18 protein-coding genes are annotated in these 23,709 nt (G+C 59.5%); 15 read left to right on the top strand and 3 right to left on the bottom strand.

The annotated features are described in order from the left end of the window. The first annotated feature begins 24 nt into the window (after positions 1-24). The 5 genes from WHJ28_RS13505 to WHJ28_RS13485 all read left to right on the top strand — a co-directional run bounded on the left by WHJ28_RS13505 (position 25) and on the right by WHJ28_RS13485 (position 7,082). Positions 25-486 (top strand): DUF1893 domain-containing protein, encoded by a 462-nt coding sequence (locus tag WHJ28_RS13505; protein WP_340042585.1) that lies wholly within the window; start codon positions 25-27, stop codon positions 484-486. Positions 487-789: 303 nt separating this feature from the next. Next, positions 790-2,793, top strand: a complete 2,004-nt coding sequence (locus tag WHJ28_RS13500) for an efflux RND transporter periplasmic adaptor subunit (RefSeq protein ID WP_340042584.1) — start codon at positions 790-792, stop codon at positions 2,791-2,793. A 1-nt stretch (position 2,794) separates the two neighbouring features. After that, a complete protein-coding gene (locus tag WHJ28_RS13495; protein WP_340042583.1) occupies positions 2,795-3,490 on the top strand; it encodes an ABC transporter ATP-binding protein in 696 nt (231 codons plus the stop codon). Further along, entirely contained in the window at positions 3,487-4,695 is a 1,209-nt protein-coding gene (locus tag WHJ28_RS13490; protein WP_340042582.1) for an ABC transporter permease, read from the top strand. The genes WHJ28_RS13495 and WHJ28_RS13490 overlap by 4 nt, the downstream gene beginning before the upstream one ends. Positions 4,696-4,709: 14 nt before the next feature. Further along, a complete protein-coding gene (locus tag WHJ28_RS13485; RefSeq protein ID WP_340042581.1) occupies positions 4,710-7,082 on the top strand; it encodes an S-layer homology domain-containing protein in 2,373 nt (790 codons plus the stop codon). 230 nt (positions 7,083-7,312) lie between these two features. Here the strand turns inward: WHJ28_RS13485 and WHJ28_RS13480 are convergent, their stop codons facing one another. Beyond that, complete coding sequence (locus WHJ28_RS13480) at positions 7,313-8,683, bottom strand: rubredoxin (protein ID WP_340042580.1); 1,371 nt, start codon at positions 8,681-8,683, stop codon at positions 7,313-7,315. 199 nt (positions 8,684-8,882) lie between these two features. On the opposite strand from WHJ28_RS13480, the gene WHJ28_RS13475 reads away from it, so the two are divergent. Genes WHJ28_RS13475 through WHJ28_RS13465 form a run of 3 tightly spaced genes read left to right on the top strand, consistent with a single transcriptional unit; the run spans position 8,883 to position 12,167 of the window. Continuing rightward, on the top strand, positions 8,883-10,007 hold the full coding sequence (locus tag WHJ28_RS13475; protein WP_340042579.1) for a cysteine desulfurase family protein: 1,125 nt from the start codon (positions 8,883-8,885) through the stop codon (positions 10,005-10,007). A 16-nt stretch (positions 10,008-10,023) separates the two neighbouring features. Continuing rightward, complete coding sequence (locus WHJ28_RS13470; protein ID WP_340042578.1) at positions 10,024-11,409, top strand: MATE family efflux transporter; 1,386 nt, start codon at positions 10,024-10,026, stop codon at positions 11,407-11,409. Next, the gene (locus WHJ28_RS13465) at positions 11,406-12,167 is read left to right on the top strand and encodes an MBL fold metallo-hydrolase (RefSeq protein ID WP_340042577.1); all 762 of its coding nucleotides are present in this window, start codon (positions 11,406-11,408) and stop codon (positions 12,165-12,167) included. Before WHJ28_RS13470 ends, WHJ28_RS13465 begins: the two co-directional genes overlap by 4 nt. Positions 12,168-12,201: 34 nt before the next feature. Here WHJ28_RS13465 and WHJ28_RS13460 read toward each other — a convergent pair whose 3' ends face one another. Continuing rightward, complete coding sequence (locus tag WHJ28_RS13460; protein WP_340042576.1) at positions 12,202-12,669, bottom strand: GNAT family N-acetyltransferase; 468 nt, start codon at positions 12,667-12,669, stop codon at positions 12,202-12,204. Positions 12,670-12,895: 226 nt separating this feature from the next. On the opposite strand from WHJ28_RS13460, the gene hrcA reads away from it, so the two are divergent. From hrcA to rpiB, 7 genes are all read left to right on the top strand, one after another. After that, positions 12,896-13,948 (top strand): heat-inducible transcriptional repressor HrcA, encoded by a 1,053-nt coding sequence (hrcA, locus tag WHJ28_RS13455; protein ID WP_340042575.1) that lies wholly within the window; start codon positions 12,896-12,898, stop codon positions 13,946-13,948. A 16-nt stretch (positions 13,949-13,964) separates the two neighbouring features. Next, a complete protein-coding gene (grpE, locus tag WHJ28_RS13450) occupies positions 13,965-14,498 on the top strand; it encodes a nucleotide exchange factor GrpE (RefSeq protein WP_340042574.1) in 534 nt (177 codons plus the stop codon). Positions 14,499-14,700: 202 nt separating this feature from the next. Next, a complete protein-coding gene (gene dnaK / locus WHJ28_RS13445; RefSeq protein WP_340042573.1) occupies positions 14,701-16,557 on the top strand; it encodes a molecular chaperone DnaK in 1,857 nt (618 codons plus the stop codon). Positions 16,558-16,694: 137 nt separating this feature from the next. Continuing rightward, positions 16,695-17,852 (top strand): molecular chaperone DnaJ, encoded by a 1,158-nt coding sequence (dnaJ, locus tag WHJ28_RS13440; RefSeq protein WP_340042572.1) that lies wholly within the window; start codon positions 16,695-16,697, stop codon positions 17,850-17,852. Positions 17,853-17,909: 57 nt separating this feature from the next. Beyond that, positions 17,910-20,030, top strand: a complete 2,121-nt coding sequence (locus WHJ28_RS13435) for a glycosyltransferase family 39 protein (protein WP_340042571.1) — start codon at positions 17,910-17,912, stop codon at positions 20,028-20,030. A 224-nt stretch (positions 20,031-20,254) separates the two neighbouring features. Next, complete coding sequence (locus WHJ28_RS13430; RefSeq protein ID WP_340042570.1) at positions 20,255-21,046, top strand: histidinol-phosphatase HisJ family protein; 792 nt, start codon at positions 20,255-20,257, stop codon at positions 21,044-21,046. Between the two features lie 14 nt (positions 21,047-21,060). After that, positions 21,061-21,486 carry a ribose 5-phosphate isomerase B gene (gene rpiB, locus WHJ28_RS13425; protein ID WP_204704678.1) on the top strand — a complete coding sequence of 142 codons (426 nt, stop codon included), beginning with the start codon at positions 21,061-21,063 and terminating at the stop codon, positions 21,484-21,486. Between the two features lie 384 nt (positions 21,487-21,870). On the opposite strand, the gene WHJ28_RS13420 is transcribed toward rpiB, so the two are convergent. Further along, positions 21,871-23,598 carry a phospho-sugar mutase gene (locus WHJ28_RS13420; protein WP_340042569.1) on the bottom strand — a complete coding sequence of 576 codons (1,728 nt, stop codon included), beginning with the start codon at positions 23,596-23,598 and terminating at the stop codon, positions 21,871-21,873. Between the last annotated feature and the right edge of the window lie 111 nt (positions 23,599-23,709).

The following is a 23,709-nucleotide window of genomic DNA, read 5'->3' as shown; positions in this document are numbered from 1 at the left end:
TTGCTGCGAGGAGTACAGTATACTATGAATGAAAAATTGATGGAAAGAATTGTACGCAAAGAGGCATTGGCGATCCTGACCGGAACTGACGGCAGTGTGATATGGGAGAGCGGGAAAAGTCCGGTATCGGCTCTGTGCAGGGAGTGGTTTACCGGCCAGCTCCCCAAGGATGGGTATGGCAGCCTCTATGCAGATCAGCTTGGCGTTGCTTTGGCGATGTTTGCGGTGCGGCTGGGAGTACCCGTCTGTTACGCCAGGAAGCTGTCTGAATATGGATATCAGGAGCTGAAGCGGCAGCACATAGAAGTCCAATATGAAGCGATGATTCCTTTGGTCCATTCTTCCAAGGAAGCGAGCAAAGTCTGCCCCATTGAGCAGTTCCTGGTAGACCACCCGGATGAAACGAAGAGATGGGATTTCCTGAAAAGCCGCAGTGCAGAGGGGCCTGCTTGTTCGCTGGCTGCGCGGCATAAAGCGGAAAACTGACGGAGTATCAAAACGGTATAGTTTATGGAAAACTCCTATGGGGTGCGATCGTTTGGCATCCCATGGGAGTTTTTTTATGGGAACTTCTTGCTTTTTGAAACGTCTAAAGTAATAATAGACACGGCGGTTTTCGGCGAAGATTTTTCGGGGAAGGGCATACACTGGTGCTGCCGGGTGCCCTTCCTGGAATTAGCAGGGAAACTTAAGGATTTATTAAGAATTTGTCATTGCTTTGTCATTGCTTACCTTACCTGGTATGCTAGAATGGCAATGAACAAGCAAGTGTATAAGGAGGAGTTCAATATGACGGATCAACAGACGCCTGTGCTCGAGCAGCCCGTTCCGATCCAGACGCCGCCGGCCGGGACGCCTTCCGGCCCCAGAAAGAAGAAGCGCCGCAGCAAGCTCAAGCTCATCGTGGGCCTGCTCATTACTGCGGCGGTGATCGCCGGAATTATCTTTGCGCTGTGGTACTTTGTGTTTCGGGAGGATCAGACGGGATTGGGCAAGGCCATGACGGATACCGTCCAGCTGGGGTCCATCCAGGTAAAGGTGGAAGGCAGCGGCATGGCCAAGGCCAACAAATCGGCCACCGTCACGCCGGGTACCGGCACCATCCTGGAGCTCTATGTGAAGGAGGGCGACCAGGTCACCGAGGGCCAGCCCCTCTACCGCATGGACGACAAAACTGCCCGTGAGGCGGTCAAGGCCGCCCAGGAGACGGTGGATGACTGCCAGAAACAGCTCCAGGCGGTCCATGAAAAGATCGGAGAGCTGACCATCAAGGCACCTCACGCCGGCAACCTGAGGGAGGTGGCCGACCTGAAGGTGGGGGATACGGTGAACGAGGGCGATACCATCGCCACCATCGTCAACGACACCAAACTGCGCGTCTCCCTCTACTACAGCTATGCCTATGAGGACAGCATCAAGGTGGGACAGACCGCTCAGATCACCATCCCCTCCATCATGGGCAGCCGTACCGGAACGGTGGAGAAGATCAACAAGGTCCGCTTTGTTTCCCCGGAGGGAGCCACCCATTTTGAGGTGGTCTTTGTGCTGGATAATCCCGGTACCCTCACTGAGGGGATGGAGGTTTCCGCTTCCCTCACTGACGCCAACGGCACTCCCATTTACCCCTATCAAAATGGCAAGCTGGAATTCTATGAAACTACTGTGGTGAAGGCCAAGGCCTCCGGCCCGGTAGAGAGCGTCGGACTGCTGAATTACTCCGATGTGAAGGCGGGCCAGGTCCTGGTCCAGCTGGGCGCCAAGAACTCCGACCAGGAGATCAGCGCCAAACAGGAGGCGCTGAAGGCAGCACAGGAGAAGCTGAAGGAGGCCAACAATGAGCTGAGCAAGTACAACGGTGTCTCTCCCATTGCGGGTACCGTGCTCTCCTGCAGCCTTACCGAGGGCGCCGAGGTGCAGAGCGGTCAGGGCATCAGCATTGCCGATACCTCTCAGATGACGGTGGAGATCAGCGTGGACGAGCGCAATGCCCAGTATGTCAAGGTGGGCATGATGGTGGAGCTGGACCAGTATGGTACTCCCTATATGGGCGTGGTGCAGAGCGTCTCCCTCACCGCATCCGGAGAAAACGGCGTGGCCTCTGTTCCCGCGGTGGTTTCGGTGGACAATCTTGACGGCTCCATGATCCCCGGTACTTACGTTAACTATTCCTTTGTGGCCAGCCAGTCGGACAACTGTCTTACCGTGCCGGTGGCCGCTGTCAAGTATGTCAGCTTCGGCAATGTGACGCTGCCCGACAGCATGGATGCGCCCCCTGCCGGCGATGGCGGAGAGGACGGTACGGACGGCGGTGAAATGGGCGGCAGTGATCTTCCTGATGACGGCGATATGTCCGTGGACGACGGCGGAACTGTGGGCGACGGCGATGTGAACGTCGATGACGGCGGCATGATCATAGACGGAGATATGTCTGTCAGCGGCGGTGCGGTAGCAATACCTCAACGGTATTCCGGCGGCGTTTCCGCCCGTAAGCTGGGCGTAGTAGTCATGCCTGGCCCGGGTATCTCCACTGGCGGCGGCGCCAGCGGCGGTATGGGCGGCCCCTCCACCGATGGAGAGACCGGCACCATCGTCTTTGTCAAGTCCAAGGAGGCCCCGGCGAATGCCATTCTGGAGCCTGATCCCGCCTGGGAATGCCCCGAGGGCTTCTGGGCCGTGCCGGTGGAGATCGGCCTGGCCGACACCACCCGGGTGGAGATCAAGCGGGGCCTGAATGAAGGTGACGAGGTGTTCATCGGTTACGCCACCCAGAACGCCAGCAGTTGGGGTGGCTGATATGCTGATCGATGTGAAAAATCTCTTCAAGATCTACCATGAGGGGGAGGAAAGCGAGGTCCGGGCCCTGGACGGGGTGAGCCTCACGGTAGACCGGGGGGAGTTCGTGGCCATCATCGGCCAGTCCGGCTCCGGCAAGTCCACCCTGATGAATATCCTGGGCTGCCTGGATATCCCCACCTATGGGGACTACCATCTGGACGGGGTGGACGTGACCGAACTGACGGACAAACAGCTGGCCCACATCCGCAACAAGCAGATCGGATTTATCTTTCAGGGTTTTAATCTGATCCCCGCCCTCAACGCCTGGGAGAATGTGGAACTTCCCCTGATCTATCAGGGGGTTTCCGCCTCCAAGCGGTGGGAGAGGGTGGAGGCCGCACTGGAGCGGGTAGGTCTGGCTGACCGGGCCGACCACAAGCCCACCGAGATGTCGGGCGGTCAGCAGCAGCGGGTGGCCATCGCCCGGGCCATTGCCACCCAGCCCCCCATCATTATGGCCGACGAGCCCACCGGCGCCCTGGACTCCCGCACCGGCAAGCATGTGCTGGAGATCCTCCACGGGCTTCATGAGGAGGGCTCCACCATCATCCTCATTACACACGACAACGGCATTGCCTCCACCGCCCAGCGGGTGGTGCGCATTTCCGATGGACGTATCATCTATGACGGAAACAGGGAGGGGGCTTTTGCATGAATCTGTCGCAGGCGTTCAAGATCGCCATCAAATCCATTGCAGCCAAGAAAGCCCGCTCGGTCCTTACCATGCTGGGTGTCATTATCGGTCTGGCTGCCGTCATCATCCTGGTGTCCTATGCCCAGGGGCAGAACCAGCAGATGCGGGCCTTCTATGAGAGCCTGGGTACCAACATCATCAACATCCAGGCCAACAGCTGGAACAGCGAGAAGGTATCCGATGAGTTGTATGACTATTGTATGGAGCTGGACGAATATGTACTGGGCGTTACCCCGGTGGTGCAGATGTACAATCAAACCGTCATCAAATACGGCGCCAAAACCCTGGACAACTATAATACCTCTTGGGAGGAATCTCCCCAGGTGGTGATGGGCAACCAGCAGTTCTCCCTGTGCAACAACTTTACCCTGGCAAAGGGGAGAGACATCGCCTACCTGGATGTGAAAAACTACAACCAGGTTTGTGTGCTGGGCTCCAAGATGGCCGACGCCCTGTTTAATTACATGGACCCGGTGGGCCAGAGTATCACCATCAACAATATCCCGTTTGAGGTTATTGGCGTTTACAAGGAAAAAGATCCCAATAATATGACCGGTATGGACCGCTATATCGTGCTGCCCTACTCTATGAACCGGGTGCTGAACAGCCGGACCAGCATGGATACCTTCGTGGCCAAGGCCAAGGATTCGGAATCCACCACCCGGGCCATCACGCTGCTCAAGGGTTTTCTCCAGGGCGTCATTGATCCTAACAGCGGATATTATGATGTTACCACCCCCAACCAGATGCAGGAGGAGGGTAAGGAGCAGGATCAGATGCAGCAGCGCTTTTTGGGCGGTATCGCCGCCATCTCTCTGGCGGTGGGCGGTATCGGCATCATGAACATTATGCTGGTCACCGTGACCGAGCGTACCCGTGAGATCGGTATCCGCAAGGCCATCGGCGCCGAGCGCAAGAGCATCATTGCCCAGTTCCTCATCGAAGCCTGCATGATCTGCGGCATCGGCGGCATCTTCGGTATCATCGTGGGCTATATCGGTACCTTGATCGTGGGAAAACTGTCTTTCCATACCATATTGATACCCAACGCCGGGATAACGGTAGGCGCTTTCTTCATTTCCGTTGCCCTTGGCGTGGCCTTTGGCCTCTATCCTGCCATTAAGGCCTCCGGCCTCCAGCCGGTGGAAGCCCTGCGGGCAGACTAAAGGAGAGTGAGTGTATGAAAGTGAGAAAATGGCTTTCCGCCCTGCTGGCGGTGGCGCTGCTGGTGAGTATGCTGGTGGTGCCCTCCGCCTCCGCGGCAGGCAATTCAGCCTTTACCGACATCACCGATCCCGACCAGGCCAATGCCGCCGAGATGCTGCGCCTGCTGGGCGTGGTGAACGGCACCGGCGGCGGCGCGTTCCGGCCCCAGGGCACCCTGACCCGGAGCGAATTCTGCAAGATGACGGTGGAGATCATGGGCCGGGGCGACGAGGAGCCCGCCCAGCGCAGCCGCACCATCTTTACCGACGTCAGCTCCACCCACTGGGCCAGAGGCTACATCAATCTGGCTGCCTCCATCACTGTGGGCGGCTCCTCCGGCGGTGACGGGGAGAGCGCCACAGCGGGTACCCGCCTGATTATGGGCGTGGGCGACGGCACATTCCAGCCCGACCGGGTCATCACCTGCGGCGAGGCCGTCACCATCCTCATGCGGGTGCTGGGTTACAGCGACGGCGATGTGGCAGGCGGTCTCAACTGGTACGACGGCTATATGGGGCTGGCCGGCTCCGCCGGACTGCTGGATAAGCTGAACCTGACCGGCGCCTCCACCATCTCCCGCGGCCAGGCTGCCATCCTGTTCTACAACCTGCTCTTTGCCAAGACCAAGGGCAGCGACAGCCTCTACCTCACCGGTCTGGGCTGCAAAGTGGAGGACGGCGGCATCCTGCTGGATGTGAACGCCACCCTGGCCGGCTCCAACACCGCGGTCAAGACCACCACCGGCACCTACAAGACCGACCGGGCGGGCCTGGACGAGCGCCTGGAAGGTATGCAGGGCGACGTGGTGCTGGATAAGAACGACAAGCTGCTGGCCTTCCAGCCCAAGGAGAATATCACCAGCCGGGCAGTCAACGTGGCTGAGTGGGCCTACAATGAAGCGCGGCTCACCGGCGGCGAGACCCTGGAGCTGCCGCCTCAGACCACCGTGTACCAGGACGGCGAGAAGAAGGTATATGAGGAGCTGTGGCAGGACCTGAAGCCGGGCACCCCCGCCACTTTCTACTACACGGCAGAGGGCAAGGTGGACTATGTGTTCCTGCGCTCCGCCTCCGCCTCCGACACCGCCATGGTGGCCCGGAGCGTGCCCTCCGGAAATCCTTTCACCGCCCTGGCCAAGGGGGAGAGCAATTACCAGATCTATAAGAACAGGATGCCTGCCACCGTCAATGACATCCGTCAGTACGACGTGGCCACCTATGACAGCGGCGCCAAGGTCATGAACATCTCCGACCTGCGGCTCACCGGTATGTATGAGAACGTCTACCCCAATACTGATACCCCGGCCAAGATCTGGGTCATGGGTGTGGAGCTGCCGGTGCTGCCCTGTGCGGTGGAGGATCTGCGCAACTTCAAGATCGGCGATACCCTGACTCTGCTGCTCACCAATGACGGAAAGGTGGCCGGTGCGGTCACCACCGCCGCCGCCAAGGGCAATGCGGTGGGTTATGTGAAGGAGATCAATGCAGAGAACGGTGAAGCAACTGTACAGCTGCTGGACAGTGTGCTGGGTGAGGTGAAGGGCAAAACCGCCTACCGGAACGATAGCGCGACCAAAATGCTGGGCGAGCTGGTCACCGTCTCCTCCTATAAGCTGGGCCAGATCAGCCTGACCCGCCTCACCGGCGGCTCCTCCAGCGGGGTCACCGGCAAGCTGGAGGTGGCTGCCCGCACCCTGGGCGGCGTGGCTCTGGCCGACAATGCGGCGGTGTACGAGAAGGTGGGCAGCAGCAAGCTCCAGCCTGTCAAGTACAGCCAGATCACCGCTTCCAGCGTGCCCGCCTCCAAGATCTTGTATGCCGGCAAGGACTATGCCGGCCGGTACAATGTGCTGGTGCTGGATGACGTGACCGGCGATCTGTATACCTACGGCTTTATGAGCAAGGGGACAATGGAGACCTCCTCCAGCATGGGTCCCATCATTAACTCCACCGTGATCGTGACCACCTCGGACAAAAGCGGCGAGAGCAAGCTGGAACTGGTGGGAGGTGTGGAAGTGCCCCGCAACGCAGTTGGCGGCGTGGTAGCCTCTCTGAACACATTAAAGGATGGTCCTGCCAAGATTGCCGGCTATGTGTTCCTGAAGGAGCAGGACGGCGTACGCCGCAGCGCCTTTGATATGAAGGCCAAGACGGTGACCACCACTGATATGGTGCTGCCCATCTCGGACAATGTGGTGTGCTACAACAAGACCACCAAGCAGTGGTTTACGGCGGAGGACCCCATGGATGCCCTCAATCAGGCCCGTGCCTTCTCCGACAACATCACCATCTACTACGACCGCACGCCGGAGGACGGCGGCAAGGTCCGCGTGGTAGTGGTGCAGTAGGCGCCGGTTAAGAGAAAACAGGCCCAGAAAAAGCAAATTTATCGAAAACCCTGTTCAGTCCTGTACTGAACAGGGTTTTTGTATCTCAATGCAGCGGCGGGACAGGAGCTGTGGAAGAACTATACATAGGTTGACTTACCACAAAAAAGTAGACACCCACACTTGTGAGTGTCTACTTTTATTTTGCAGCCGTATCGACGCAACACGCAAACGGCTCTATTTTGGAAGATTTACTCCGCTTTTTTAAACATCTCCTTGTCCACGCCGCACAGGGGGCAGGACCAGGAGGAGGGCACCTGCTCCCAGGGGGTGCCGGGAGCCACACCGTGAGCAGGATCACCCTCGGCAGGATCATAAATGTAACCGCACAGCGCGCACACCCACTTGCCGCCCTCGGTCTTGGGGGCGTCCACCGGCACGGTGCACAGGGCGGCTACACTGCGGGCGTAGTCAGCCATAGCGTCCAGGTCAGCCTGAGTGGGAGTGAAGAGAATGCGGAAGGGCTCCTCAGGAGCGGCATAGCGCAGGCCCTTCAGGAAGGTGTGGAGCATGGGGGCAGCCTCGCCGCTCCAGCCATAGGCGCCGAAGGCGCCGGCGGCCTTACCCTTCAGGTTGATGGGGTCGATGGAGGTGAGCACGTCCCACACAGCCTTGGGGGCGGCGCGGTTGATGGTGGGAGAGCCCACCAGCAGTACGTCGGCCTCATGGGCCAGCTTCACACAGTTTTCATAGGACTCCACAGTGACGTCCGCCACAGTGACGGCATAGCCCTCGTCCTCCAGGGCTCTGGCAGCGGTCTCTGCCAGGGTACGGGTGCAGCCGTAAGCGGAAGCATACACCACAAAGGCGGTACGCTGGGTCTTGGGCGCGGGAGTGCTCCAGGTACGGTAGAGCTCCTTGGCCTTGGCAATGGTCTCGGTCAGGCAGGGGCCGTGGCTGGGGCACACCAGCTCTACGTCGGCGGGCATCTTGTTCAGACCAGAGAGCACGCTGGGCTTGAAGGGGCCAAAGATGCCGGCATAGTAGTAGGCAAACTCGCCCTCATAGGCCTCCTTGACGTGGATGTTCTTGTCCAGCATGGTAGGCTCACAGAAATGGCAGCCCAGGAAGTCGCAGGTAAAGAGGGTCTTGCCCTCCTTGTCCCAGGTAAACATAGAGTCGGCCCAGTGGAGCATGGGAGAGGGAATGAACTCCAGCACCCGGTTGCCCAGGTCCAGGGTATCACCTGCGGCCACGGCACGGCAGGGCAGATCCAGGTTGGTGATATCCTGTAGGTGCTTTTTGCCCGCCTTGGTGGCGATGATCTCCAGCTTGGGGCAAACTGCCATCAACTTGGCCACGCTGCCGGAATGGTCAGGTTCATTGTGATTCATGATCAGGTAATCCACATCCTCCAGGGGAATGACCTGGCGGATGTTATCCAGATATTCATCAAAATAATCGGTATGGACCGTTTCGATCAGAACATTCTTCTCTCCCGTCAGCAGATAGGCATTGTAGGAGGTACCGTATTTGGATTCCATTACGATGTCAAAGACCCGCAGCGTCGGATTGAGGACGCCCACGGACCAGAGATTTTCACGCAGCTTGATGGCGCTCATGGTGGTTCCTTCCTTTCATATTGTCAAAAATTATTTCCTAGCAGGTCACAGTATATTATCCTCTCTTCCGCTTGTCAAGCGCTATGGGATAAACTGTCACGTCTGTTTTCCAGCGGTTCTGCCACCTTGACTTTCCCTCTGTAGGAGGCTACAATGAAAAATTGCGAAACTGTACTTTTTTTGTCTGAGGTGACTGTTCATGTCCATCTATCTCGATAACGCCGCCACCACGCCGGTGTGTCCCCAGGCGGTCAAAGCGGCCTATGAGGCCATGACGGAGGGCTACGGCAATCCCTCCTCCGGCTATGCCATCGGTCAGGCCGCCGCCGCCAAAGTAAAGGAGTACCGCGCCGTGGTAGCGGGCAGGCTGGGTTGCCTGCCGGAGGAGCTTACCTTTACCTCCTGCGGTACCGAGGGAGACAACTGGGCCATCCGGGCTGCCGTGGAGCATGGGAAGCGGATTGGGAAGCATATCATCACCACCGCCATTGAGCACTCCGCTGTGCTGGAGCCCATGCGTGCTCTGGCCACCCAGGGCTATGAGGTCACCTACTTAAAGCCGGACAAGTCCGGCCATATATCCACCCAGGCGCTGGCCGACGCCCTGCGGCCCGATACGGTACTGGTATCCATGATGCTGGTAAACAATGAACTGGGTACCCTCCTGCCGGTGGCGGAAGCCGCCCAGGCCATTAAGGCCGCCAACTGCCCCGCCCTGCTCCACTGCGACGCGGTACAGGCCTTTTTGAAGGTCCCCTTTACCCCCAAAGAGCTGGGGGTAGACCTGCTCACCATCAGCGGCCACAAGATCCGGGCGCCCAAGGGTATCGGCGCCCAGTACATCCGTAAGGGCCTGGACCTGAACCCCCTGCTGCTGGGAGGCGGACAGGAAAATGGTCTGCGCTCCGGCACCGAGCCCACCGCCCAGCTGGCCGCTCTGGCCGCCGCCTGTGAGGCCTGGGACTCTGGCGCGCCCGCTCGTATGGCGGCAGTGAAGGCCCATGCCCTGGAGGTATTTTCCGCCGTCCCCGGGCTGGAGGTCATTAACCCCGGCGACGCTCCCCACATCTGCGCCATTTCTCTGCCCGGCTATCCCAGTGAGATGCTGGTGCGGGACCTGTCTGACCGGGGTATCTACGTCTCTTCCGGCTCGGCCTGCCACAAGGGCAAACCCAGCCACGTCTTTGCCGCCCTGGGCCTGCCCAAACGCACCCTGATGGGGGTGCTGCGTATTTCCTTTTCCCCCGACAGCACCTGTGAGGAGGCCGACGCTCTGGCCGACGCCCTCACGGAGATCACACAGACTCGGATCGCAATGAGGTGAGGATTTGTTTTCCTACATGAACCGAGGCAGGGCCTTTTATCGCAATGTGATTGCGTTGGCCCTGCCCATCCTGCTGCAAAATCTGTGTACCACCCTGCTGGGTCTGGTGGATACGTTTATGGTAGGCAGTCTAGGAGAAGCCCCGCTGGCCGCCGTTGCTCAGGCCAACCTGCCGGTGTTTGTCATTCAGCTGGTGATCTTCGGCCTGCAAAGCGGCTCCTCAGTGCTCATCAGCCAGTTCTGGGGTAAGAAAGACACCGATACCATCAACCGAGTCATTGGCATCGGATGCTATGTGGCTGGTGCCATTGCCGCTCTGTTCGCCGCCGTCATGTGCTTCTTCCCCACTCAGCTTATGGGCCTGCTCACCGACAACGAAGAACTGATCCCGCTGGCCGCCAGCTATGCCCGTATTGTGGGGCCCTCCTACCTGTTCAACAGCCTCACTGGCGTGTATGTGGGCGCCCACCGCTCCATGGAGAACCCCAAGCTTGGCATGATCATCTTTGCCACCTCCATGGCCACCAACACCTTCCTGAACTGGGTGTTCATTTTCGGTAATCTGGGCGCCCCCGCTCTGGGGGTGGAGGGCGCGGCCTTTGCCACTCTGCTCTCCCGCATCCTGGAGTTTGGCATCACCATGACCTATGCCCTCATCAACAAGCGGTTCCGGCTCAAACCCACCCTCATGTTCCGGCCGGGACGGCCCCTGATCCAAAAATTCTTCCGCTACTCCGGCCCGGTGGTCCTCAACGAGACTCTGTGGGGTCTGGGCACCTCCATGCACAAGGTAGTCATGGGCCATATGGAAAACTCCACCGAGATCCTGGCCGCCCGGGCTCTGGCGGGCAATCTGGAAGATCTGTGTACCGTGGCCATCTTCGCCGTGGGCGGCACCACCGCCATCATCATTGGGCGGGAGATCGGAGCCGGGCGGCGGGAGCACATCTACGAGATCGGAGCCACCCTCAATACCCTTGCCATGTGCTGCGGCCTGGTGATCGGCGGACTGCTGGTCACCTTTACCCACAGCTTCTTCCCCACCCTGGTCTACCCCTTCTTCCATTTGTCCCCCATGGCGGGAGAGATCGCCACCATGATGCTTACTATGATCGGCGTCTGTCTCCCCCTGAGGGCCTTCAACTCGGTGAACACTGTAGGCGTGCTCAGGGGCGGCGGCGACGTGCGGGCGGCCTCCCTTATTGACGTGTGTCCCCTGTGGCTGGTGGCGCTTCCCCTGTCCGCCCTCTTCGGTCTGGTGCTGAAGTGGGGCATCTTCTGGGTATATGTGGGCGTCATTATGGAGCAGATCACCAAATTTATTGTAGGTGTGCCCCGGTTCCGCTCCCGGGCCTGGATCAATGACGTGACCCAATATGTGAAAGAGGAGGTCTCCTCATGAAGATCACCGTTCTGATGGAAAACTCCGCCGGGGATGGGCTGATCTCCGAACACGGGCTGTCCTTTTACATAGAATACCGAGGTGGCCGCTACCTGCTGGACGCCGGGGAGTGCGGCGCGGTGGTATACAACGCCGCCAAGCTGGGGGTAGACCTTTCAAAGGTAGATAAGGCCGCTCTGTCCCATGGACACTATGACCACGCCGAAGGCTTCAATGCCTTCTTCGCCATCAATCCCTCTGCCTCCGTTTACGCCCGGCCCCGGATTATTGACCCGGAGATCTGGGCGGAGAAGGAGTACATCGGCATCAACATGGGGATGTTCCGCCGGCATGAGAAGCGCATTGATCTGGCGGAGGGGCCCCGGGATCTGGCGGAGGGCCTCCACCTGATCCCTGACCGGGTGAAGCACGAGCAGTCCCTGGTGGCTGAGACCTCGGAAGGGCTGGTGGTCCTCAACTCCTGCTGCCACGCCGGAGTGGTGAAAATCCTCACCCAGCTCTCCGAACAGTTCCCCGGCACCCCGATCCGTGCGGTATTGGGAGGCTTCCACCTGATGGGCAAGGAGGGGGTATCCACCCTGGGCCCCTCACCGGAAAAGGTACGCTCCATCGCCGCCGCCCTGCGGGATGATTTAAAGGTACAGGATATCTACACCGGCCACTGCACCGGAGATCCCGCTTACGCCCTGCTGGAGGAGGAGCTGGGAGACAGGCTCCACCGTTTTACCACCGGGGCGGTCTATGAATTTGCTGACTGAATCAAAAAGGACGCGCCGCAGGCGCGTCCTTTTCTTATAATTCCCGTTCCATTCTAATATCAGACAGTTGAAACCATTTGTCAGAATACGTGACGTATTCAAATCCCAGCTTCTCATAGATCCGCAGGGCGGCTTTCAGCTTGTGGTTGGAGGTGATCACGATGGTCTTTTGTCCCGCGTCCCGGGCGGCCTGGATCACCGCCTCCATCAGTGCGGTACCGATACCCCGCTCCCGATACTCCTCTTTGACGCCGAATTTCAAGGCCTCGCACACACCGTCGCCCTGGAGCTCCAGCATCACCATGCCCACGATCTCTCGGCCGCAGCGGGCCAACAACACCCGGCCGCCTCCAGCAATAAACCGGTGTGGATCAGCCAGCATCTCCAGATCCACCGGCTCCAGCAGGTCATACTCCAGCAGCCAGGGCAGAGAGATATCCTCCAGGTCCTGTTTGTAGCGCTCTTCGTAGTCAATGATCTCCACGGGCACCGTTTTGTCCATGGGGTACTCCCTCCTGTTTGCAAGTCTTTCTCCTTATTGGATAGAATACCATTGAACGGTCCCCACGTCAACCGCCGTCCGTTTGCAATCTGCCCCCTCCTCTGCTATCTTTTTCCCGTTCACATTTAATTTACAACCCTGCCTATTGACTTTTTTCCCGGACGGTGCTACATTATCTTTAGCACTCAGGTAGTATGAGTGCTAAAACGAAAGTGAGGTGGCTGCCATGGATTTGACGGAACGCAAAAAACGAATCCTGCGCGCCATCATCGAAAGTTACATTCAGTCCGCGGAGCCGGTGGGGTCCAAGGCCATTGCCTCTTCCATCGGCATGGAGATCTCCTCGGCCACCATCCGCAACGAGATGGCGGATCTGGAGACTCTGGGGCTGCTGGAAAAGCCCCATACCTCCGCCGGACGCATCCCCTCTCCCAAGGGATATCGGTTCTACGTCAACGAACTGATGGAGGAGCACAAGCTCTCCCTTCAGGAGACCCAACGCATCAATCAGGCCCTGCGCCTGAAGATGCAGGAGCTGGACCGGGTACTGGATCAGGCCGGCCGGGTGGTATCCCAGCTGACCAACTACCCCGCCTTTGCTCTGTCCTCCGGCATGAGCCGGGTAACCATCCGCCGGTTTGACCTTCTGATGGTGGAACGCAACGCCTTTATCATCGTAGTGATGACCGACACCAATGTCGTGCGAAACCGATTGATCCGCCTGCCCTCCGATTTGACGGAGGCTCAGCTGCAAATGCTCAACACCTTGCTCAACGCCACTTTTACCGGCCTGCCTCTGGATGAGATCACGCCGGAGCTGATGCGGGTGGCCCAGCACGCCGCAGGAGAGGCCTACGGGCTCATCTCCCTGGTGGTTTCCTTCGCGATGGAGGTGCTGGAGAGTCTGGAGCAGCGCACCGTCCACACCTCGGGCATCGCCCATCTGCTGGAGCTGCCTGAGTACCGCTCTTTGGAGCGGGCCCAGCCTCTGCTGAGCTACCTCTCCGAGGATGCCGATCCCGCCCGCTTCCCTGTACCCAAGGACGCCTCCATGAAGATCCTCATCGGCCCGGAAAACGTGGCCGACGCATTGAAGGATACCAGCGTGGTGGTAGCCAGCTACGACATTGGCGACGGAATGCGGGGTGTCATCGGTGTGGTGGGACCCACCCGTATGGATTATGCCAAAATAACCGCCCGCCTTTCCTATCTGGCCGAGGGACTGACCCGGCTGTTCGGGCAGGGCGAGCTGCCGGGCGGCAGCGACGATCATAAATAGGAGATGAGTGCATCCCATGAGTAAGAAAGAGAAACAGCCCGAAGAGGTCATCCCCGAGGAGCAGACCGTGCAGGCCGCCGAGACTGCGGAGGAAACCCCCAATCCTCTGTTGGAGGAGCTGGAGGCTCTGAAGCAGAATCTCACCGACCAGGAGGATAAATTCCTCCGCCTGGCCGCCGAGTACGACAACTACCGCCGCCGCAGCCAGAAGGAAAAGGAGTCTGCCTGGGCCGATTCCAAGGCGGAGACTGCCGCCGCCTTCCTGCCGGTATACGATAACCTGGAGCGGGCCCTCAAGCAGGACACCGCTGACGAGGCCTATAAGAAGGGCGTGGAGATGACCATGACCCAGCTGAAGGAGGTCCTCTCCAAGCTGGGCATCCAGGAGATCCCCGCTCTGGGCGAGGCCTTTGACCCCAACCTGCACAATGCCGTCATGCACGTGGAGGACGAGAACGCCGGGGAGAACACCATTGTAGAGGTATTCCAGGCCGGCTTCCGCACCGAAGAAAAGGTGATCCGGTTCTCTATGGTCAAGGTAGCGAATTAAAAGGAAGCGCTGAACCGCTGAGCAGGGGAGCCTGGACCGGAGCGAGGGCGAGCGAAGGGCCGCGAGGCGGCCCACAGACCAGCCCGAGACGCAGGGAAGGCGACCCGGCCGCGCGGCGTGAGAAGCGTGACATCAGGGCGCACAGTGTGCGCCCATCTCCCTACGTTAAAAAACAATTTACGATATATTGGAGGAATTGATTATGTCTAAGATCATCGGTATCGACCTCGGTACGACCAACTCTTGTGTCGCCGTTATGGAAGGCGGCGAGGCTGTTGTTATCGCCAACGCGGAAGGCAACCGCACCACCCCCTCTGTCGTGGCCTTCTCCAAGGACGGCGAGCGTATGGTGGGCCAGGTGGCCAAGCGTCAGGCGATCACCAATCCCGACCGCACCATCATGTCCATCAAGCGTGAGATGGGCTCCAACTATAAGGTGGACGTGGACGGCAAGGCCTACACGCCCCAGGAGATCTCCGCTATGATCCTGCAGAAGCTGAAGGCGGACGCCGAGGCCTATCTGGGCCAGCCTGTCACTGAGGCTGTTATCACTGTTCCTGCTTACTTCACCGACGCTCAGCGTCAGGCCACCAAGGACGCCGGCCGCATCGCCGGTCTGGACGTGAAGCGTATCATCAACGAGCCCACCGCCGCCGCTCTGGCCTACGGCGTGGACAAGGAGACCGACCAGAAGATCATGGTATACGACCTGGGCGGCGGTACCTTCGATGTGTCCGTGCTGGAGGTTGGCGACGGCGTCATCGAGGTGCTGGCCACCGCTGGTAACAACCGTCTGGGCGGCGACGACTTCGACAAGGCCGTCATGGACTGGATGGCCGCTGAGTTCAAGAAGGACACCGGCATCGACCTGACCGGCGACAAGGTTGCCATGCAGCGCCTGAAGGAGGCTGCTGAGAAGGCCAAGATCGAGCTGTCCGGCGTGACCTCCACCAACATCAACCTGCCCTATATCACCGCTGACGCCACCGGCCCCAAGCATCTGGACCTGACCCTGACCCGCGCCAAGTTCGACCAGCTGACCGCCTCTCTGGTGGAAGCCACCGCCGGCCCCGTCCGTCAGGCCATGAGCGACGCCGGCCTGAGTTCCGGCGAGCTGTCCAAGGTGCTGCTGGTGGGCGGCTCCAGCCGTATCCCCGCCGTGCAGGACATGGTCAAGAAGCTGACCGGGAAGGAAGGCTTCAAGGGCATCAACCCCGACGAGTGCGTGGCCATCGGCGCTGCTCTCCAGGGCGGCGTTCTGGTGGGCGACGTGAAGGGCCTGCTGCTGCTGGACGTGACTCCTCTGTCCCTGGGCATCGAGACCATGGGCGGCGTCATGACCAAGCTCATCGAGCGCAACACCACCATCCCCGCCAAGAAGAGCCAGGTGTTCACCACCGCCGCCGACAACCAGACCTCCGTTGAGGTCCACGTGCTGCAGGGCGAGCGTGAGATGGCTCAGTACAACAAGACCCTGGGACGCTTCAACCTGGACGGCATTGCTCCCGCCCGCCGCGGCGTGCCTCAGATCGAGGTCACCTTCGACATCGACGCCAACGGCATCGTGAACGTGTCCGCCAAGGATCTGGGCACCGGCAAGGAGCAGCACATCACCATCACCTCCTCCACCAACATGTCCAAGGAGGACATCGACAAGGCCGTCCGCGAGGCCGAGCAGTTTGCCGCCGAGGACGCCAAGCGCAAGGAAGAGGTTGACGTGCGCAACCAGGCCGACCAGGTGATCTACCAGACCGAGAAGGCCCTGGAGGACGCCAAGGACAAGATCGACGCCGGCGACAAGGCCAACGTGGAGGCCGCCCTCAACAAGCTGAAGGATGCCATGAAGGGCACCGACATTGAGGCCATTAAGACCGCCACCGAGGAGGCTTCCAAGGCCTTCTACCCCATCGCTGAGAAGATGTATCAGCAGGCCAATCCTCAGGGCGGCCAGGCCGGCCCCGACATGGGCGGCTGCGCCGGCGGTGACTGCGGCTCCTGCAACACCGACCCCAATGTGGTGGATGCTGATTATCAGGTCGTGGACGACGATCAGAAGTAATCAAATAGGAAAACGCCGCGGGCGGGGGCTTGTCCCCCGCCTGTGTGGCGTTCCGTTTTCTTCCAAACGGTGGATCGTGGAGGACTGCTCTTACACTTCACTTTCCACGCTCCACTTTGAAACAGAGGTGAACACCTATGCCTGAACAGAAACGAGATTATTACGAAGTCCTGGGCGTTGCCAAAACCGCCAGCGAGGACGAGCTGAAAAAGGCCTACCGCAAGCTGGCCAAGAAATACCACCCCGACCTGAACCCCGGCGACAAAGAGGCCGAGGCCAAGTTTAAAGAGGTCAACGAGGCCTATGAGGTCCTCTCCGACAAGGAAAAGCGTGCCAAGTACGACCAGTTCGGCCATGCCGGCGTGGACCCCAACTTCGGGGCCGGCGGCTTCGGCGGCGGCTTCGGCGGCTTCGATATGGGCGATATCGACCTGGGCGATATTTTCGGCTCCTTCTTTGGCGGCGGCTTCGGCGGCGGCGGCAGCCGCCGGGCCAACGGCCCCATGAAGGGCGAGACCCTGCGGGCCTCGGTGACCATCAGTTTTGAGGAGGCCGCCTTCGGCTGCGAGAAGGAGATCACCCTCAACCGCACCGAGAGCTGTGATTCCTGTAAGGGCACCGGCTGTGCCCCTGGTACCACGGCGGAGGTCTGTCCCGACTGCCACGGCAGCGGCACCATCCGCATCCAGCGGGGCGGCGGAGCCTTTACCTTCGCCACCACCACCACCTGCCCCAAGTGCGGCGGCAAGGGCAAGATCATTCACCAGCCCTGTAAGGACTGCGGCGGCACCGGCAATGTGCGCAAGCAGCGCAAGATCACCGTCAGCATCCCCGCCGGTATCGACAACGGCCAGGCCGTCTCCCTCCGGGGGCAGGGCGGCGCGGGCCGCAACGGCGGTCCCGCCGGCGACCTGCTCATCAGCGTCACCGTCCGCCCCCATGAGTTCTTCAAGCGGGACGGTACATCGGTGTTCCTGGAGCACCCGGTCACATTCCTTCAGGCAACCCTGGGCGCCGAGCTGGAGATCCCCACCATTGACGGCAAGGTGAAGTGGAACCTGCCTGCCGGTACCCAGCCGGGCACTACCTTCCGCCTGCGGGGCAAGGGCATCCCCTCCGTCAACGGACGGGGCCGGGGCGATCAGTATGTCACCGTCAAGGTACAGGTCCCCACCGACCTGACGAAGGAGCAGAAGGAGGCGCTGCGTGCCTATGGCGAAGCCATGGGCGAGATTCCAGCCAGTTCGGCGGACAGCGTAAAATCTTTCTTTGACAAACGCAAGAAGAAGAAATAAAATAAGAGGACGAGTACACGGTAACTCGTCCTCTTATTTTGTCTGTGAGGTGCTCCTATGGGACCTATTCGATACATCGTCTATCTCTTTCCCATCCTGACCATTGCGGCGCTGCTGAGCTTTTTCCTGTGGTATGCTCAGACCATGCGGGCCCCTCTGGCACAGCAGTTGGCTCCGCTCCCGGAAAAGAGACCCTTTACCTTTGCGGGGCGGCGGCATCCCCTGGTGAAAAAGGATGCCATCCCCATGGTGCTCATCACCATTCTCTATGCTTTTACCGCCTTCTTCAACCTGGGCTCTGCCACTGCACCTCAGAATCCGTGGGACTTTGGCAGCGGTAAATCGGAAACCTTCCTCATCCAGGAGGAGGAGCTGTTGGTTTCCAAGCTGTGGTATTTTTCCGGTCTGGGTACCGGTAAATACCAGGTGGAGATCTCTGCTGACGGTATGAACTGGCTGTCTCTGTGGCAGCGGAAGGACAATGCCGACGATCCTGACGAGATCACCGGTTACTACTGGGCCGACGGCGCCGGCTACGGCTCCAGCTATGCCATGACTCAGAATTACAACCAGTTGTTCAAATGGAATGAGATTACGTTTGATAACCCACAGTATATCCGCTATATCCGGATTACAGGACAGGCCAACAAGGGACTGCTGGAGCTGAACGAACTGGCCCTGTTTGATGAAAACGGAGCCCGCATCCAGGTCAGCGACAGCACCAATCCCCTCTTTGACGAGGCGGACACGGTGCCTGAAACCATCTCCTTTGAGAACTCCGCCTACTTTGACGAGATCTATCATCCCCGCACCGCCTACGAGCACCTTCGAAATGTCGAACCCTATGAGATCTCCCACCCCCCTCTGGGCAAGCTGATTATGAGCGTGGGTATCTCCCTGTTCGGCATGACTCCCTTCGGCTGGCGTTTCATGGGCACCCTCCTCGGCGTGGTTATGGTGCCTCTGCTCTACCTGTTTTTGAAAAACCTCTTTGGCCGTACCTCCATTGCCACCTGCGGCACCATTCTGCTGGCGGTGGATTTCATGCACCTGACCCAGACCAGGCTGGCTACCATCGACACCTACGCGTTCCTCTTTATTCTTCTGATGTACTATTTCCTGTACCGGTATCTGACCCTGCCCGACGGCGCCTCCTTCCAGCAGTGTGCCCTGCCCCTCTTCCTGTCGGGGCTGTTCTGGGGCATCGGCGCCGCCTCCAAGTGGACGGTGATCTACGGCTGCACCGGACTGGTGGCCCTCTATTTCATCGGTCTGGTGGTCAAGCTGCGCCGCTGGCCGGAGGAGGAGCGCCATGAGCGGGCAGGCTGGACGGTAAAAATCCTGGCCTTCTCTGTGCTGGCCTTTGCCATCATCCCCGTTATCATCTACATACTGTCCTATCTGCCCTACGCCACGGCTTCCGGGGATCTGTCTCTGGGGAACCTGTTCAGCGAGATGTGGGAGAACCAGAAATATATGCTCTCCTACCACAACGGCGTCACTTCTGCCCACCCCTACTCCTCCCGGTGGTACGAGTGGCTGGTCAATGCCCGGCCCATCCTGTACTATATGGACAATTCCGTGTCCGGGGTCACCACCCGCTTTGCTGCCTTCCTCAATCCTGTGGTTTGTTGGGGCGGTCTGGTGGCCATGCTGGTGTGCGCCGCCCAGGCCTTCCGTCCCCTGTGGGCCAAGCTGACCTTCTTTGGCCTCTCCGGACTGGGCGGGGCCGTCTCCGCCGCCTGGGTCACCGGCGTGTTTGACCCGGAGACCGATACCCAGACCCGACTGCTCTGCCTGGTACTCATCGTGGCCCTGCTGGTGCTCTATCTGGCTCTGGGCTGGTTTGTCAGCCGCGCCTTCCAGCAGTCCTCCCCCATTGCATTGTTCATTCTCATCGGCTATCTGGCCCAGCTGGTGCCCTGGTTCTTCATCGGTCGTATCACCTTCGCCTACCACTACTTCCCCTCGGTGCTCTTCCTCATCCTGGCTCTGTGCTATGTATTCTACACCCTGTCCAAGAAGGAAGAAATGGTCCGTTGGAAACCGGCCATGTATGCTGTCACCGGCGGCGCGGCGGCATTGTACGCTCTGTTCTATCCGGTGCTGGTGGGCCTCACCTATCCCAGCTGGTATGGAACCTGCATCTTAAAGTGGTTCCCCGCCTGGCCGTTTTAATATCCAGAGGGATCCAACTCTATAGATGTGGCTTTGCGGAATTCTGATCGGAAACACCCCCGGCGTCTCCGAACCCCTAGATGCAAATCCGCCGCGCCGCAAGCGGCACAGCGGATTTGATGCCCCTGGTTTCGCGCCCCGTGGCGCGGGTCGTGGTATGTTTGGGAGAAATGAATTCCCCCAAACATGGATTTTCACATTGCTGCTCTGGAGGCAATTCGATTATGTACCTGACCGACTATCATACCCACACCATGCTCTCTCCCGACGGCAGCGTGCCGCTGTCTGAAATGGCTGACGCCGCTGTGGCCGCGGGGCTAAACGAACTGTGCATCACTGACCACTGCGACCTGCTGGAACTCTATGGCGAGCCGGTGGACCACTACGACTGGCCCCCCGCTCTGAAGCAGTACGCCCAGACCGCCCCCCGCTATGCCGGCAAGCTGACCATCCGCCTGGGCCTGGAGTTCGGCATGGCCCACCTGAATCCGGAACTGAGCCGCACCATTCTGGACCAGCCGGAGCTGGATTTTGTACTGGGATCGATCCACAACCTGCGCCCCGAAAAGGGGGGGACCGACTTCTACTACGTGGAGTACCCTGATCCCGCAGCCTGCTATGCTGCGCTGGATGATTATTTTGCTTCCATGGCACAGCTGGCAGTCACTGATTTCTACGATGTGCTCAGCCATATCATCTACCCCCTGCGCTATATGGATCACCCCATCTCCCTGGACCGCTACCACGACGACCTGGACGGCATCTTCCGGGCAGCGGCGGAACGGGGCCGGGGCATCGAGATCAACACCTGGCGGGGCCGCACACTGAAGGAGTGGCTGCCGGTGCTCCGACGGTTCAAGGCCTGCGGCGGTGAGATTGTCACCATCGGCTCAGACGCCCACACCACCGACGGGGTGGGCAAGGGCTGTTTGGAGGCCTGCGGCCTGTTGGCAGAGGCGGGGTTCCGCTATCTGGCGACCTATGAAAAGCGCAAACCAGTATTCCACACATTGTAAGGAGGAGTCATATCATGATCGCACTGGGTTCTGACCACGGAGGACTGGCCCTCAAGCGCCACGTCATGGACTATCTGGACCAGCATCAGCTGGCCTACAAGGATTACGGCTGCTACACATCTGACAGCTGCGACTATCCCGACTTCGGCCGGGCGGCGGCTGAGGCGGTGGCCTCTGGCGAATGTGACCGGGGCATCGTCATCTGCACCACCGGCATCGGCATCTCCATTGCCGCCAACAAGGTGAAGGGTATCCGCTGCGCCCTGTGCAGCGAGCCCCTGTCCGCCGAGATGACTCGTCGGCACAACAACGCCAATATGCTGGCTATGGGCGGCGGTCTCATCGGCAACAACATGGCTGACAAGATCCTGGACGCCTTCCTCAATACAGAGTTTGAAGGCGGCCGCCACCAGCGCAGGGTGGACAAGCTGGAGGGCTGAGACTCTATTTCTTTTGCAAATATGATAGGCGTATCAAGTGACTGGGAATGCTGAGACGTGTACCAGGTTGTGAGAAAGCAACCAGCCGGTTTCCAAAAGGGCATCCGATATCAGGCGGTGATGCCCTTGAGCGGGATACTTTTTGTAGGTGGTCCCCGACACAGCCCCGTCAGCTTGATTTGACCTCCCATGCTTCTGCACCGGGGTCGCTTGAAGCGGCGTAGCTGTTCCATCTGGCGTCGGCGATTTGCTGCTATACAGCCCGGTGTATGAGTTGCCGTTTTCTTTATCTTATTATGAAAAAAGTAGACACTCACATTTTTGTGAGTGTCTACTTTCCTTTTACAGGCGTCCCTTGAAACGGAACGGCCTTTTACACAGGAATCAGCCCTTCAGGCTTTCCGCCCAGGCAGCATACTTGGCCACCTTCTCATCGGCCTCCGCCTTGGTAGCGCCGTTGGCCAGGACATACACCTTGACCTTGGGCTCGGTGCCGGAGGGACGGACGATGAGGCTGGTGCCGTCGGCCATCTCGTAGCGCAGCACGTTGGAGCCGGAAAGTTCCATGGTGCTCTTACTGCCGTCAGCCACGCTGACCACAGAGCCGTCCCTGTAGTCCTTCTGCTGCTTCACTGCTACGCCGGCAATCTCCACCGGGGGGTGCTCCCGCAGACCCGCCATCAGGTCGGCCATCTTCTTCAGGCCGTCCAGACCGGGCATCACCAGGTTCAGGGTCTTCTCGCCGTAGAAGCCGTACTTCTCATAGCACTGCTGGAGGGCGTCGTACAGGGTCATGCCCTGTCCGGCGTACCAGGCGGCCATCTCGGTAAGGGAGAGGGCGGCGGTGACGGCGTCCTTATCCCGGACGTAGTCGCCCAGCATATAGCCGTAACTCTCCTCATAGGCAAAGATCACCTTACCCTCTCCGGCGGCCTCCAGCGCATTCTTCTTCTCGGCCATAAACTTAAAGCCGGTAAAGGTATCGCAGCAGGTGACGCCGTTGGTCTCGGCCACCTTGCGGGCCATCTCGGTGGTGACGATGGTCTTGAGGGCCACCGGCTTGTCCGGCATCTTGCCGGTGCGCTGCTTGGCGCCGATCAGGTAGTCCAGCAGCAGCACACCAGTCTGGTTGCCGGAGATGGTGATGTACTCGCCCTGATCGTTGCGCACCATGATACCCACACGGTCGGCGTCGGGGTCGGAGCCCAGAATGAAGTCGGCCCCTTCCTTCTTGGCCAGATCCACAGCCAGGTAGAAGCCCTCGGGATTCTCCGGGTTGGGGGAGACCACGGTGGGGAAGTTGCCGTCAATGACCATTTGCTCAGGGACGCAGATGACGTGCTTCATGCCCAGACGCTTCAGCGCCTCGGGGATCAGCTTATAGCCGGTGCCGTGGAAGGGGGTGTACACCATCTTAAAGGTATCGGCCACCTTCTCCACAGCGGCCTTGTCGTTGACCTGGCCCATCACATTGGCCAGGAACTTCTCGTCGGTCTCCTCGCCCATGAGGGTGATGAGGCCGGCCTTAACCGCCTCGTCATAGTCCATGCGCTGGATGGAGTCAAACAGGTCCAGCTCCTCCATCTTGGCGGCAATGGCGGAGGCGTGGTGGGGGGGCAGCTGAGCGCCGTCCTGCCAGTAGACCTTGTAGCCGTTGTACTCCTTGGGATTGTGGCTGGCGGTCACGTTGACGCCGGCAATGCAGCGATACTCCCGGACGGCAAAGGACACCTCAGGGGTGGGACGCATGGCGTCGAACAGACGGACCTTGATGCCGTTGCCCGCCATAACGCAGGCGGTCTCACGGGCAAAGTCGTCGGAGTGGTTGCGGCAGTCGTAGCAGATGGCAACGCCCCGCTCCACCGCCTCGGGGCCCTCCGCCTTAATGACCTCGGCAAAAGCCTGAGTGGCGTGGCGGATGACGTGGATATTCATCTGATGCAGGCCCACGCACATAGTGCCGCGCAGACCGGCGGTACCAAACTCCAGAGGAGCAAAAAAGCGGCTCTCGATTTCCTTCTCGTCGCCGGAGATGGAACGCAGTTCCTCCTTTTCAGCCTCGCTGAGGGCGGGACTGTTGAGCCACTTCTCATATACATCACGATAAGCCATGGGAATTACCTCCAATACCTCAAATTCAGCAAAAGCACATCTCTGCGCTTGTGATTATAGCACAAACTAACCGGTATATCTACCCTGTTTTTTGGGAGTTTACGCCGTGAG

The organism is Flavonifractor porci, from assembly GCF_037572415.1.
Taxonomy (GTDB): Bacteria; Bacillota; Clostridia; order Oscillospirales; family Oscillospiraceae; genus Flavonifractor; species Flavonifractor porci.
This window is presented reverse-complemented; position numbering and strand designations above follow the sequence as displayed.

What these genes read in the sequence shown, in the direction of transcription:
- WHJ28_RS13505 (WP_340042585.1), top strand. Translation starts at nt 25, where the DNA reads ATGAATGAAAAATTGATGGAAAGAATTGTACGCAAAGAGGCATTGGCG.
- WHJ28_RS13500 (WP_340042584.1), top strand. Translation starts at nt 790, where the DNA reads ATGACGGATCAACAGACGCCTGTGCTCGAGCAGCCCGTTCCGATCCAG.
- WHJ28_RS13495 (WP_340042583.1), top strand. Translation starts at nt 2,795, where the DNA reads ATGCTGATCGATGTGAAAAATCTCTTCAAGATCTACCATGAGGGGGAG.
- WHJ28_RS13490 (WP_340042582.1), top strand. Translation starts at nt 3,487, where the DNA reads ATGAATCTGTCGCAGGCGTTCAAGATCGCCATCAAATCCATTGCAGCC.
- WHJ28_RS13485 (WP_340042581.1), top strand. Translation starts at nt 4,710, where the DNA reads ATGAAAGTGAGAAAATGGCTTTCCGCCCTGCTGGCGGTGGCGCTGCTG.
- WHJ28_RS13480 (WP_340042580.1), bottom strand. Translation starts at nt 8,683, where the DNA reads ATGAGCGCCATCAAGCTGCGTGAAAATCTCTGGTCCGTGGGCGTCCTC.
- WHJ28_RS13475 (WP_340042579.1), top strand. Translation starts at nt 8,883, where the DNA reads ATGTCCATCTATCTCGATAACGCCGCCACCACGCCGGTGTGTCCCCAG.
- WHJ28_RS13470 (WP_340042578.1), top strand. Translation starts at nt 10,024, where the DNA reads ATGAACCGAGGCAGGGCCTTTTATCGCAATGTGATTGCGTTGGCCCTG.
- WHJ28_RS13465 (WP_340042577.1), top strand. Translation starts at nt 11,406, where the DNA reads ATGAAGATCACCGTTCTGATGGAAAACTCCGCCGGGGATGGGCTGATC.
- WHJ28_RS13460 (WP_340042576.1), bottom strand. Translation starts at nt 12,669, where the DNA reads ATGGACAAAACGGTGCCCGTGGAGATCATTGACTACGAAGAGCGCTAC.
- hrcA (WP_340042575.1), top strand. Translation starts at nt 12,896, where the DNA reads ATGGATTTGACGGAACGCAAAAAACGAATCCTGCGCGCCATCATCGAA.
- grpE (WP_340042574.1), top strand. Translation starts at nt 13,965, where the DNA reads ATGAGTAAGAAAGAGAAACAGCCCGAAGAGGTCATCCCCGAGGAGCAG.
- dnaK (WP_340042573.1), top strand. Translation starts at nt 14,701, where the DNA reads ATGTCTAAGATCATCGGTATCGACCTCGGTACGACCAACTCTTGTGTC.
- dnaJ (WP_340042572.1), top strand. Translation starts at nt 16,695, where the DNA reads ATGCCTGAACAGAAACGAGATTATTACGAAGTCCTGGGCGTTGCCAAA.
- WHJ28_RS13435 (WP_340042571.1), top strand. Translation starts at nt 17,910, where the DNA reads ATGGGACCTATTCGATACATCGTCTATCTCTTTCCCATCCTGACCATT.
- WHJ28_RS13430 (WP_340042570.1), top strand. Translation starts at nt 20,255, where the DNA reads ATGTACCTGACCGACTATCATACCCACACCATGCTCTCTCCCGACGGC.
- rpiB (WP_204704678.1), top strand. Translation starts at nt 21,061, where the DNA reads ATGATCGCACTGGGTTCTGACCACGGAGGACTGGCCCTCAAGCGCCAC.
- WHJ28_RS13420 (WP_340042569.1), bottom strand. Translation starts at nt 23,598, where the DNA reads ATGGCTTATCGTGATGTATATGAGAAGTGGCTCAACAGTCCCGCCCTC.